The organism is Clostridium tetanomorphum, from assembly GCF_017873215.1.
Lineage (GTDB): Bacteria > Bacillota > Clostridia > Clostridiales > Clostridiaceae > Clostridium_AO > Clostridium_AO tetanomorphum.
Window position 1 is genome coordinate 207,078 of record NZ_JAGGKA010000003.1, and the last position, 13,077, is coordinate 220,154.

17 protein-coding genes are annotated in these 13,077 nt (G+C 27.8%); 15 read left to right on the forward strand and 2 right to left on the reverse strand.

The annotated features are described in order from the left end of the window. Positions 1-12 precede the first annotated feature (12 nt). On the forward strand, positions 13-411 hold the full coding sequence (locus J2Z24_RS04510) for a DUF3592 domain-containing protein (protein ID WP_051593182.1): 399 nt from the start codon (positions 13-15) through the stop codon (positions 409-411). A gap of 245 nt (positions 412-656) precedes the next feature. Here the strand turns inward: J2Z24_RS04510 and J2Z24_RS04515 are convergent, their stop codons facing one another. Continuing rightward, the gene (locus J2Z24_RS04515; protein WP_035146523.1) at positions 657-824 is read right to left on the reverse strand and encodes a hypothetical protein; all 168 of its coding nucleotides are present in this window, start codon (positions 822-824) and stop codon (positions 657-659) included. A 328-nt stretch (positions 825-1,152) separates the two neighbouring features. On the opposite strand from J2Z24_RS04515, the gene J2Z24_RS04520 reads away from it, so the two are divergent. From J2Z24_RS04520 to J2Z24_RS04560, 9 genes are all read left to right on the forward strand, one after another. Further along, complete coding sequence (locus tag J2Z24_RS04520; RefSeq protein WP_035146525.1) at positions 1,153-1,341, forward strand: DUF7021 domain-containing protein; 189 nt, start codon at positions 1,153-1,155, stop codon at positions 1,339-1,341. Between the two features lie 87 nt (positions 1,342-1,428). Beyond that, entirely contained in the window at positions 1,429-2,811 is a 1,383-nt protein-coding gene (locus J2Z24_RS04525) for a hypothetical protein (RefSeq protein ID WP_051593183.1), read from the forward strand. 19 nt (positions 2,812-2,830) lie between these two features. Next, the gene (locus J2Z24_RS04530) at positions 2,831-4,126 is read left to right on the forward strand and encodes a DUF4272 domain-containing protein (RefSeq protein WP_035146527.1); all 1,296 of its coding nucleotides are present in this window, start codon (positions 2,831-2,833) and stop codon (positions 4,124-4,126) included. Positions 4,127-4,429: 303 nt separating this feature from the next. Then, positions 4,430-4,867: a LytTR family DNA-binding domain-containing protein gene (locus J2Z24_RS04535; RefSeq protein WP_035146529.1), complete on the forward strand. Its 438-nt coding sequence runs from the start codon at positions 4,430-4,432 to the stop codon at positions 4,865-4,867. 26 nt (positions 4,868-4,893) lie between these two features. Then, complete coding sequence (locus tag J2Z24_RS04540; RefSeq protein ID WP_035146530.1) at positions 4,894-5,298, forward strand: hypothetical protein; 405 nt, start codon at positions 4,894-4,896, stop codon at positions 5,296-5,298. Between the two features lie 59 nt (positions 5,299-5,357). After that, positions 5,358-5,963 carry a methyltransferase family protein gene (locus J2Z24_RS04545; protein ID WP_035146533.1) on the forward strand — a complete coding sequence of 202 codons (606 nt, stop codon included), beginning with the start codon at positions 5,358-5,360 and terminating at the stop codon, positions 5,961-5,963. A 209-nt stretch (positions 5,964-6,172) separates the two neighbouring features. Further along, the gene (locus J2Z24_RS04550) at positions 6,173-7,063 is read left to right on the forward strand and encodes a LysM peptidoglycan-binding domain-containing protein (protein WP_051593184.1); all 891 of its coding nucleotides are present in this window, start codon (positions 6,173-6,175) and stop codon (positions 7,061-7,063) included. A 43-nt stretch (positions 7,064-7,106) separates the two neighbouring features. After that, complete coding sequence (locus tag J2Z24_RS04555) at positions 7,107-7,301, forward strand: DUF4177 domain-containing protein (protein WP_035146535.1); 195 nt, start codon at positions 7,107-7,109, stop codon at positions 7,299-7,301. Between the two features lie 58 nt (positions 7,302-7,359). Beyond that, positions 7,360-7,722: a MutS-related protein gene (locus tag J2Z24_RS04560; RefSeq protein ID WP_085059012.1), complete on the forward strand. Its 363-nt coding sequence runs from the start codon at positions 7,360-7,362 to the stop codon at positions 7,720-7,722. 55 nt (positions 7,723-7,777) lie between these two features. On the opposite strand, the gene J2Z24_RS04565 is transcribed toward J2Z24_RS04560, so the two are convergent. Then, entirely contained in the window at positions 7,778-8,062 is a 285-nt protein-coding gene (locus J2Z24_RS04565) for a YciI family protein (RefSeq protein ID WP_035146538.1), read from the reverse strand. Positions 8,063-8,166: 104 nt separating this feature from the next. On the opposite strand from J2Z24_RS04565, the gene J2Z24_RS04570 reads away from it, so the two are divergent. From J2Z24_RS04570 to J2Z24_RS04590, 5 genes are all read left to right on the forward strand, one after another. After that, a complete protein-coding gene (locus J2Z24_RS04570) occupies positions 8,167-8,760 on the forward strand; it encodes a TetR/AcrR family transcriptional regulator (protein WP_035146540.1) in 594 nt (197 codons plus the stop codon). A 90-nt stretch (positions 8,761-8,850) separates the two neighbouring features. Then, positions 8,851-9,966, forward strand: coding sequence for a C45 family autoproteolytic acyltransferase/hydrolase (locus tag J2Z24_RS04575; protein ID WP_035146542.1), 1,116 nt, complete (start codon positions 8,851-8,853; stop codon positions 9,964-9,966). Positions 9,967-9,984: 18 nt separating this feature from the next. After that, the gene (locus tag J2Z24_RS04580; protein WP_111947528.1) at positions 9,985-10,860 is read left to right on the forward strand and encodes an AraC family transcriptional regulator; all 876 of its coding nucleotides are present in this window, start codon (positions 9,985-9,987) and stop codon (positions 10,858-10,860) included. Between the two features lie 215 nt (positions 10,861-11,075). Further along, positions 11,076-12,254, forward strand: a complete 1,179-nt coding sequence (locus J2Z24_RS04585) for a YibE/F family protein (RefSeq protein WP_051593185.1) — start codon at positions 11,076-11,078, stop codon at positions 12,252-12,254. Positions 12,255-12,258: 4 nt separating this feature from the next. Beyond that, entirely contained in the window at positions 12,259-13,014 is a 756-nt protein-coding gene (locus J2Z24_RS04590) for a YibE/F family protein (RefSeq protein WP_111947527.1), read from the forward strand. Positions 13,015-13,077: the final 63 nt, after the last annotated feature.

Genomic DNA, 13,077 nt, shown 5'->3' on the forward strand with positions numbered 1-13,077 from the left:
ACGGTGATTATAATGAAAGAGAGTGCACAAGCTATTTTCCTTTTTGGAGTTGCAGCAACATTTTCTTTGATATATTCTGCATATCAGTATATTAGTCTTATGATGAATAAGAAACTAATAAGCTACACAACAGCAACAATCATTGATACAAACACCGTTGTACCAGAAGCTATGAAGAAAAATAACTCTAGATGGGCGATTGTAAGATTTAGAGTAGGTGAAAAAGATTATGTATCTTCAAGTAGAATTCAAGTTTCAATGAATGCCTGTGTAGGGGACGAAATAAGAATTGCTTATTATAAAGATAATCCTAGTGAGCTGTTCACAGCAAGTTTGAAAAAAGCAGGTATATTTTTTATTATTGGGATTGTGTGTATGGCAATTACATTTTATCTTAGGGGTAGTAATTAAATGGAATCTATTGAGAATTATCTTTGGCAAATTGATTATAAATTTATACAGTATGATTTGTTTAAAAGTCTTACCATAAACTAAATAAATTATAAAAATAAATGTTTATTTTTATATAGATTTTGATATAATATAAATAAGAAAAGCTTAGTGCTGGTAACACTAAGCTGAGTCTTAGAACATTTATTTTGTTTTAGGGCTATTGGATTTAATTTATTTGGTATAAATTATTAGAAAAAGCACAACTATTCTTGCTGGGATGGAGTGCTTTTTTCTTTGCTTCTAACTTCTATATCAATACCAAGAAACTTAATCTTAATTTTTAAGTGATGTACAAAAAGATTATGCTTTAAGACTAATTTAATAACATAAACAATTGATACACACTTTATAAAAGTATTAAACGTATCCAATACCACCCCCTTAGCTATAGTGAAATAGTTCACCAATAGCTCAAGGAGGATAAAATGTTCAAAACCTCCGTAGCCATCCTTCTACGGCAACAAATTATACTTGGATATTGTACCATAATTATGAAAAGGTATATAGGGGTATTTATTGGAAACTAAAACAATCTTATTTAAAACACTGCATTATTCAACACTGAATTTTGTAGTGTTTTATTTATATCATCTTACCATAATTTTCCCTAATGATGTGTTATAATTAATCGATAATAATTAATATTGTAAACTATGTATGAAATTATTGGAATATATACTAATCGGCAGGAGGAGTAACATGAGTAAATTAAATGAAAAAAGTAAATTTGAAAATAGATTTACAGATAATATTATTGAAGTGGCAGCTGTTACAGGAGCATTAGGGGTTGGTGCAGGGAAAGCAGGCGGAGATATGTTTCGGGGACATTCTATTATTGTTAGTGGAAATATTAATGGGGATATTACTTCTGCAGAGATTGCAGGATAAATATTTTATATTTCATCATACTGTTTCAGTTAGATACAGTAACAATAGATGATTTTGAAATTATGTTTGGAGATGGAGGTAAAGCATATGAATTTATATTATAAAGAAATGTTAGTTAGTAAAATTGAAGATTTAGTTGATTATGGACATATTCAATTAGGAACTATAGTATCAAATGATGAATTCTATAAATATAGAGAAGATATTGAAAGTAATAATGAAAAAGTAAGTATATGTGTAGATTCTCAAATGTATGAAATAATTATAGAAGGTATGGATGAAAATGAAATTAGCTTTGTGTGGAAAAGTCAGAATCCTTTTTCACTAGAAGCAAAAGAGTATCTTGAGAATAGATATTATAATGAAAATATTGATTTTTTAAAAAGTGAAGAATCGATTCAGTTTGAATTACATAATAATTTAAAAGAATTTTATAAAAAGACTGACTTACGTAAATTAAGAGGAGTTCTTCATTCATATCAAATAAAAGCAACTGAAAAATGGGGACAATGGTTTTTAGAGGATGTTGATGTTGAACTTTTTGGAGTAGAGAATAAAGATAACTTTGAAGAATTTATAGAAGCAAAATTAGAGGATTGGACAGGTGGAAATAACTTTGGGTCTAGAATATGGATAGGAGATTTAGAGGATTCTAGGGGACAAATGCTTATCTTATTTAATAATGATACAGGAAAAGTTGAATGGCTTGATACAGAATATGGTTGCTTTGGCAATCTTGAAGAAGATCCAAATGGAGTTCTTGCAGATTCTATAGATGAGCTTATAGAAATATTAGCAAAAAATAAAGAAGAAAGCTTAAAGCCTTTAAGTCCAGATAATACTAACTTCTATGAAATAAAAAAATTATTTGGTATAGATAAGCTTCATAGATGCGGCTGTTCACCATATGATATTGAAAATATAAAAGATGAATTTGAGAATATTCCCAAAGTTCTTGTTGATTATTATTTAGAACTTGGACAAAATGAAAAATTGAATTTAACCCAGGACAAGCTTATAAGTCCTGATGAGCTGTATATATGTGATAAAGGATATCTTGTATTTTACGAGGAAAATCAGAGAGCATGTGTATGGGGAATAAAGTATGAGGATTTAACCATTGATAATCCTCCTGTTTATATGGCATATGATGAAGATAAAGAATGGGTAAAAGAAAGTGAAACTTTGACAGAGTTTTTTATAGCCATGGCATATATGCAAGGATCACTAGGTCTTCCTTATACATATGAAGAAATGTATGAAATAGAAGAAGATAGTGCTGATAAAATAAGAAATAGTTTTAAAAATAAACATATTTCTATGAATACATGGATGTCTGTTGAATTCTATGGTAATAATGAAACAGATATTATAGCATTAATTAAAAATGATGGTTTTTATAATGTTGCATGTGGTTCATTATTTGAAAAAAATTTCAATAAAATAGAAGAATTTATTAATAGATTATAATTTTATAAAGGAGAATAAAATGGGAATCTTAGATATATTAAAAAATAAAAAGAAACAGAAGGAAACATTGGAGGAAGACAATAATATAGAAAAAGAAGAGCTATATTCTGGTAAAGCGTATATTTTATGTACTGAAAGAGATTTAGATAAAATTATGAATGTGATTTGTAATATATTCAATATTAATTCTAGTGGGAATGGAAATACTATACAAATACATAATAAAGATATAAAAGTTAATGTTACTGTATTTGCTACAAGTATGGGTGAGGAAATACAAGTTTTCATTAAGGATCAAGTTCAGCGAACATACGGACATTTCTATGAAGTGAAAACAGAACACATAGATATAAAAACCAACCTTTTATATAAACTTCAACAAACATGTGGATTTGTTAACATAGAGTATTCTTTTATTCCTGAGGATGGAATTAATAAACAGTTTATGATTGAAGAAATGTTTGTTCGTACATTGCTAGAACTACAAGGTGTTATATTATTGCCAGGAAAAGAAGATGGATTGTACTGTAAGGGTAAAGATAGAGCTATGGAACTTATTCTTTCTGATGGTGGTAATAGCAGCTTGATAGGTTATTTACCAGAACAGACTTTTTCTATGAAAGCAGAAGATGGACAGCTTGAGGAAGAGCAAATTAATCGTAGACTAAAAAGTCGTAAAATTATAGAAGAAAAATTTATATATGTTCCTGTGTGGTATCCATTAATTGAAACAGTGAAAGAATCTAAATGTCGTTTACCAAAAGAAATTGCAGAGAGAGCAGTGGCTTTGATGATTGTTTCGCTATATTCAGAATGCTTGTTAGGTGAGAACATGAATGTAAATGAGGCATATGAATTTGTTAGTGAATTTATAGAAAGATTTGATGCAGAAAAATTCTTGTCACCAGCAGAAAAGTCATATCTTCATAATGAGAATTCTACACAAGAGGAGCAGATTGCGTATTCATGGAAATATGAAAATTTATTTGTTATGGAATGGGCATTAGGATTAGTTGATGAATTAGGTTTTCCAGACCATATTTGTGATGTTCCACTAACAGTAAGATTATTAAAGAACTGTAATACAATTGAAGAAATTTTACAAAACTCAAAACCTAAGAGAAAAGAAACTTTATTGGATGAGTGTGATTTAATTTTCTGTTTAGACTGGGCTTGTGTTGATACTAGAATTCATAATCTTCCAGCACCTGCAGGTATGAATAATGGAGTAGTAATGGAACGACACAAATCATTAAATTGGTTAATTGGATATGAAAATTCAGCAGAATGGGATGAAGTTGGTACAGATACTTAAAATTCAATTTATTCAAAGATAAACAGAATTAGTTGGATAGAAAAATAATAAAAATAGGATTTATGATATTAAATGGTTGAAAAAGTATCATAAGCTTTGAAAAAGTGACTGTATGAAAATTTTATTTTCATACAATCACTTTTATTATTTATAATTTTATAAATTGTTAATATTGTAGCATTATTTAACAACTATAGATTAAAATTTAAAATGCAACTTACTAAGCTTAATATGCAACATGGATGAAGAAGCATTGTTGTAGTTAAATCCTTATGATATTATTTGTCTTAAAGGAGGAAAGTTATGAGAATAAAGATAATTGAGAACCCTTTAATAGAAGAAATTGAAATTCATATTTTGTGTAAAGAGAATAATGATTATATAAAACAATTAGCTGAAAATCTTACGGAAGTCCAAATGGATGTAACTGGTAAAATGCAAAATGAATATGTGAAGATTTCTTTAAGAGACATATATTATTTTGAATCTGTAGACAATAGAACTTATATATATTGTGAAAAACATGTTTATCAAAGTGATATGAAACTATATGAGTTGGAAGAACAGTTAAGTGGGACAAGATTTACTCGCATAAATAAGTCCTGCATTATGAATATTTCAAAACTAGAAAAAGTAAAAAGTCAAATTAATGGACGACTACTAGCTACTTTATGTAATGGAGAGAATCTTATTATAAACCGAAGATATGTTCTGGAAATAAAGCGGAAATTAAATAGATAGTTTACAAGTATAACTGGAGGGATATTATGAAAAGAATTAATCAATATATCTATGGAGGATGTATCGCTTATACAGTAGCATCTATTATATCAATAGCTATACACCTTATGGAGCATATAGAGACCTTTCAAGTAAAATCACATATTGGCATGATAATAATAATTATATTAGCACAAACAATTCTCTACTTTATGGAAAACCTACAGATTAAATCAGAAGTTGCACACATTGTCCTTGAATTACTTACTATTATTCTTATCACATTTACTGCGGGAATACCTCTGAAATTAATAAAAAATTATTCTATACATGGAGTGCTTGAAGTTATAACGATAATTTTAATTACTTATGCAATTACCATTATAACTTTATATTTGAACAGTAAAGTTGATGCAGAATATATAAATAAAAAGCTTAAGGAGCATGGGTAAATAGGGAATACATGTATAATTATTTAATAATCCCATATAAATGAAAGGAGTAAACATTAATGTATTTATTTGGAGATACTTATTTTGAAACGCTTATTCTTAAAAATACTTTTCAAGGTGTATTTTTATTTTTTATCATTTCTGAATTACTAATGTGGATAGATATTAAATTCAATAACAGAAAAAATATGGGAAGCAAGCAGAGATATGATAAAGGTTCTTATTTCTTAATTGTTCTAGGATTTTGTTCTATAATAGCTTTAAATCCTATTTGCAGAAGAATTTTCTCTAATTTGTTGCCTATATGGTGCTTTTGGATAGGTACCATATTTATCATGTTAGGAGTTTTTTTACGAGCATATTCTATATATACCTTAGGCAAATTTTTTACATTATCTGTGCAAGTGAATTCAGAACAAAAAATAATTCAGATTGGTCCTTACAAATATCTTCGTCATCCTTCATATAGTGGAAGTATATTATCTCTAATTGGTACTTCATTATGCTTTAGAAGTATTATGGGAATAATAGTTACACTTACTATTATAGCTATTATCTATGGAAATAGGATAGCCATAGAGGAAAAAATTTTGGAGAATAGTTTTGGAACTATTTATAAGGAATATGAGAGAAATACAAGCAAAATTATTCCTTTTATATGGTAATTATTAAAAAAATTACAACCCAATAGAGCTACTGAGAAAGAGATTATTAAGGTAAATATAAATAAAGTTTTAATTGATTGCTAGATACGGTAACAACAAATAATTTTGAACTTATGGTGATTAGACTAAAAAGAATATTATGTGGCAACTTTTATATAATGTTCATAATATATAGTGATATTTTTCAATATGTGTTAAGGGGAAATCATATGTTATATTATGTACAGTATGGAGATTCTTTATATAACATAGCTAAAAAGTTTAATGTGACTATGGAAGATATTTTAAATGCTAATGTTATTTGTAATGCAAATTTAATCTTTAAAGGACAATTATTAATTATTCCTGAAGCAAATTTAGGTTTGCCTAAATCTGGTGGGTATCCATATTATATTGTTATGCCTGGAGATAGTTTATATTGTATAGCATTTCAATTTAATACAAGTATAAAAGCCTTGGCAGATGGAAATCAAATAAAAAATCCTAATCTAATATATCCAGGAACAGAACTTTTAATAGCCTATGAGAAACCTAATGCCATGGAATTATTTAATGTGTGGAAATCCACAGGAGATAAATATTGTGGACAAATGTCATCTCTTCAAATACATGGTATATATTATATAGGTACTTTTATGTGGCAGGCTATAGGAAATGAGGCAATACCGTATTTGATTGAATTATTAGATCATTCCTGTGCTGAAGTAAGGCTATATACAATATTAAGTATGGGAAGAATAGCTAATTGGAGTAGTGTAGTAATTTCAAGCTTAAATCAAATGTTAAAAGACTCTGATAAAAATGTAGTTAATATGGCTTCTTTAGCATTAAAAAGAATAAGATTAGTAAGAGATATTGGAAGAAGGATTCATGTAACTATTGGAGATAATAAATTATTATTAAATCCAATATATACATCTCCATTTACAGTGATACCTGAAGGTACAGAAATAAGAGTTCTAATGTGGGGAGTTCCGAGTCCTACTGGTGAAGAAGGTCCAATAGGGGATATACAAATTTATGATTATGTACAAGTACTTTATACAGGTCAAGTTGGTTTTTTACCTAGATTAGGCTACAATGATATAGTAATGATTTAGTTAGTAACTTCAAGCAAAATTATTCTATGAGGAGGAACTTATTTTGGAAAAGTGGGAATATAACACTATTAAAGTTGAACTTAAGGGATTAGCAGGAGGTATATTGAAAACAGAAGACTTTAACTATGAACTTAATAAATTAGGAGAGCAAGGATGGGAATTAGTATCTTGTTTTTCTACAAATGCAGGACAGGGTTATGGTAGAGAAGCAATAGCGGTTTTTAAAAGAAGAAAGTAAGTGATGAAATAAACAGAGTTCATTGCTTTAATATGATAGGCAATCTGCTGTTAAAGAACTGGAACAAAAGTTATATTTTAGACAAAGACTTGAGGCTGAAGGAAAAAGAGTATTATTTTTATTAGATAAAATTTTTAAAGGAACCAATTCAACAGATAGGCACACTGGAGCTATGATTTTGGTAAAACAATTACGTAGAGAAGGAAACTTGGAATTTATATCTACCCATGATTTAGAGTTAGGAGAAATGGGAAAAGGTAAAGATTCAAAAATTAAAAACTATCACTTTTCCGAATATTATAGGCACAGTAAAATTTACTTTGATTATAAATTAAAAGCTGGAGTTTCACCTACAAGGAATGCTATGTACTTAATGAAGTTAGCTGGTATTAAGATAGAAGCAAGCAATAATGTGAAGTAAAGATTTTTTATAAAATCCTCAGTCATATCATAATAAAACTGAGGATTTTTCATTGTTAAATAAAAGTCTTGAAATTATCTGCATATTTGGTAGGAATAAATTCAATAATTTCATAACTAGCGAGTTTTTCTTTGTAAAAAGGGTCTTCACTTAGTATAGCATTAACTTCATTAATGTTTTTAGCATTGCAAAGAATGATTCCACCTGTACGAGGACTTTTTCTTCCAGAACAAATAAATTTTTCAGTGTTATAGTATTTGTCTAGAAATAATATGTGGCTAGGCAAATATTTTTCCACTTCATCAATAGGTTTGATATAGGTAAGGTTTAGTATAAACATGTTGATTTTCTCCTTTAAATAGTTTATTATAATAATGACTTCGGTCATTGACTATGGTCATTATTATATATTAATAATGAAAAAAAATCAAGAAGGGGATAAATATGTTAAGAAGGGAAAAGGCTATTCTTACCAAAAATAAGGTGTTTGAGACTGCTATTGAATTAATTAAAGAAAAAGGATATGACAACGTTACTATAAGTCAAATATGCGAAAACGCGGGAGTTGCAAAAGGTACTTTTTATGTTCATTATAAATCTAAAGAAGATATTATAAAAGAAAGTTACTATTCTGATATGAGCGAGTTTGTTATGAAACAATATCAAGATTTAATTTCACAAGATAAAAATATGAGTATTAAGGATAAAATAAAAAAATTTCTTATATCGGAACTTATGTTTACTAATTATGTTGGCTATACAATGACATGTCGTGCTTATGTAACTAATTTAGCAGAATGTATATCTGAAAATAGTAAACATTATGAAAGACGAGAATTTACCAGAGTTTTAAAGATGTTAATTTTAGAAGGAATTAATCAAAAGGTATTTGATACAGATCAAACAGGAGAAGAAATATTTTTATATCTGGAAAGCTTTGTAAGAGGGCTTATGGCCTCATGGTGTTTTTCAAATGGAGAATTTGACATTGTTAAAACAGGAGAAAAATATATTAGTGAAATTTTAAAAGGGCTATAAACATAATATATATTGAGTTAATCCGCAATAAATATCAAATATAAAAAAATGCCTTGCCTTATATTATAAATGAAAGGTAAGGTGTTTTGTATGAAAGAGATAAAAGCATATTTTAAGAAATTTGAAGGTACAAGTTATGAAGTGGGTGTACAAGTCGGTAAATGGGTATTAGCACATCCTGCTATACTTAATATGGCACTATTGCCACCAAACACATATCCACAAGATAAACTTTTAGCAATTACAGAACTTCTGGACAAATGTTGTGGTGGTATCAATGAAGAAATCAAAGGTTTTGCAGATACTATTGGAGTTAGTCGTGAACAAGCAGTATTCTATTCTATGACATATCTGGAACGTGGTTGCAGTTTGATGGCAGCATTACCTGCTAAAACCGAAAACGGTCATACAATCATGGCAAGAAATTATGATTTTAACGATGCCATGGAAGAAATGTGTTTTGCTAAAACAAAAATTAAAGGAAAATACTCTCATATTGGGTCCTTATTAAATCTATTTGGAAGATGTGATGGTATGAATGAACATGGTCTTGCAGCTTGTAAAGCAAGCAATGGATTGCCTGTTGGAAACTTTCCAGGGGGACAAAAGCCAGGTGCAACGGGCTTTCAGTTTTGGATTGTTATCAGAAGTATTCTTGAAAATTGTAAAAATGTTCAGGAAGCAATTCACTTTGCTATGAAAGCACCTATAGGCTATAACATTAATTTAATGCTTGCTGATAAAAGTAATAAAATAGCATTATTTCAATGCATAGATGGACATAAATCTTATGAAATATTGGATAGCAATAGCAATAAAAATTATTTAAGTGTAACAAATCATGTGTTATTTCCTGAATTGAAAACATATGAAAAGATGATTATAGAGAATTCAAAGCTACGAAATGATATTATAGTAAAAACTTTTGAGGAGAAGAAAAAAATTTCTTATGATGATTTTAAAATACTACTTTCAACTTCATATCCACAAGGATTGTGCTGTCATTATTATGAGGAGTTCTTTGGTACACTTCGTTCTATGATTTTTGATGTAACTGATAGAACTATTAAAATGACTTTTGGGTCACCACAAGTTAATGAGTGGGAGACATTTACAATTAACTCCAATGAAGAACAGGAATATATGGTTAAATTACCATATGAAAAAGCAGATAAAGCATTTTATGATATAATTTATTTAGATTAAGAAATGGAGGAAATCGCGTTGGATGGAAAAAACATACTTCAGCAGGCAATTATATTTATTGAAAATAATTTGTATGAGCCTATAACTGCTTGTAGTGTTGCCAATGCGGTTTACTATTCATATTATCATTTTCATAGATATTTTCACATTATGATGGGAGAAACTATTGGTGAATATATTCGCTTTAGACGACTTACTGAAGTGGCAAAGGCACTATTATATACTAAAAAGAAAATATTAGATATTGCTGTTTTATTGCATTTTCAATCTCATGAAGCATTTACTCGTGCCTTTAAAAATAGATATGGTGTAACACCAAAGCAATATAGGAACAATGGTATTAATACACTTATTGGTAATAAATTACAGCTAGATGCAGATGAATTAGTACATCGACAAAGCAAAATAACATTAATACCTGAAATAATTATGGTACAGAGTAAAACAATAATGGGTATTCGTTTTGAAACAAGTGTTGCTGATAATAAAAGCGTTACACAATGGAATATTTTTAATAAACACCTTAAAAAGATGAAAATTGCACCTGTTAATTCTAATAGATACGGTTTTTTTGAGATAAGCAATCATTGCGAAGCAAAAATATTTAACGAGGATAGTTTAACTACAGCATTCATTGGCATAGAGGTTGATAAGACAAGTATTCCACCTGATAATATGTTAATTAAAGAGTTTTTTGGTGGAAAATATGCAAAGTTTACTCATACAGGAATAGTAGATACTCTTTATATGACTTATAAGTACATTTGGGCCACATGGTTTCCAAATAGCAATAATCAACTTGATATACGCGATGATTTTGAATGTTATACAGAACGATTTTTAGGTGCTGAAAATGACAAATCACAGATAGATATTTATTTTCCTATTGTATAATAAACATTATAAGTTTAATCTTTATTCCATAGAAAATACGTAAAAAGAAGCTGAAAATATAGCTCTTTTCCAAGTAAACTAGACACTGTATGAAAGGCGAATGTTACAATGAGAAATAGTTGGATAACGTAAATATAGATTTTAAGATTTATTTATAGCTTTTGATATATATTATTATCAATGAAATAATAAATTAGGAAGGAGATATAAAATAAATGGGACAACCATTATTAGAAAAAGATAAACTACAGAAATTAATATCTATATTTAAGAATGATATAAATAATAATAGAAATAAATATACTTTTATAGCTGTAATATCTTTAATACTTATTTCTATATTCAGTTTTTACTTTATATCTACAAATGAAAATTACTATAACAAAACAATAGCAAAAATTACGTCTATAACAGAAAAAGAAGAAACTCAAACAAATGGCGTTACTGGAAGTGTGGAAAATATAAAAAAGCAGCAAATTAAAGCCGTTATTATGAATGGTGTTGAAAAAGGTAAGGAAATTCGACTTGAAAACACTACATCCTATTCCAAAGTCTATGATATGGATTTAAAGGTAAAAGATGAGGTTTTTATAAATATTGAAAAAGATACTAATAAGAAAATTATATCTGCTACTATTATTGATTTTAAACGTGATAAATATATTGGTTATATTACAATTTTATTTGTTATGTTAATTTTATTGATAGGAGGCTTAAAGGGGTTTAGATCTTTAACAAGTGTGATAATAAACATTATAATTTTTTCTGTTATAATAGGAATGTTTTTACATGGATATAATCTAATATTAATTTCAGCTATAGCTAGTATATTATTTATTGTAGTATCTATTTTAATAGTAAGTGGAATAAATAAAAAAACCGTTTCTTCTATAATTGGAACAATGGGTGGCACTATTGTTTCTATGTTAATTGCTTTTATAGTAATAAAATTAACTAATTCTAGAGGAATACATTTTGAAGAAATGGAATTTCTTACACATCCACCTAAAAATATATTTTATGCTGAGATCTTAATAGGAACTTTGGGAGCAATAATGGATATTGCAATTTCTATTTCCTCCTCTATGATGGAGATATATGAGAAAAACCCTCTTATTGACAGGAAAGTTCTTGTTAATTCAGGATTGGTGATTGGAAAGGATATAATGGGTACCATGGCAAATACTTTAGTTTTTGCTTACATTAGTGGTAGTATACCAATTATATTACTTCTTATTAAAAATAATTTTCCACTTTCTTATATTATTAATATAAATATGAGTCTTGAAATTATACGTGCACTTACCGGAAGTATAGGGATAGTAATAAGTATACCAATTACTATTTATACTTCAGTAATACTTATTAAAACTCAAAAGATTGGAGATTTTTAATGTCATGAACATAATTGCAGCTTTATTAATTATTCTATTTGTTTTAATGTTAGTTGTTGGAGGAAAAAAAGGTGCTAAATCATTTTTTACATTAATTTTTAATTTTATAATATTATTTATTATGCTTATATTGATAGCATGCAAATTAGATCCCATTAAAGTTACTATTTTTATTTCTATTATAATTAGTTCTATTACTTTGTTTTATATTAATGGATTTAATAAGAAAACTGTTGCATCTTTGTTATCAGTAACTTTAGTTGTATTGTTAACTATGATTATTACCTCTAAGATAGGAATTAATGCAAAAATACAAGGGTTTGGTTATGAACAATATGAAAGTATTTCAAGTCTTTCACTTTATGTTCAACTGAATTTTACGAAGATAGTTATATGTGAAATTTTAGTTGGATTATTAGGTGCAATTATAGATGTATCCATTTCAATATCTTCGTCTATGAATGAACTATATAAAAATAATTCATTAATATCACAAAATAATTTATTCAAATCTGGAATGAATATTGGTAAAGATATATTAGGAACGATGACTAATACGTTGTTTTTTGCCTTTATTAGTGGATTTATGACTTTAATAATATATTTCACTGAACTTCATTATTCTATAGCAGATGTATTAAATGCAAAGGTATTTTGTGCCGAAGTATTTCAGATTTTATGTAGTGGAATAGGAATTATACTTATCATACCTATTACTGCTTTTATAACATCAAAAATTCTATTTTTAAAATATCCATAACTGTTTGTACAATTTAGTTTTTAATTTCACTATAATTAATGATTAAAGCTCCAAGCATATATA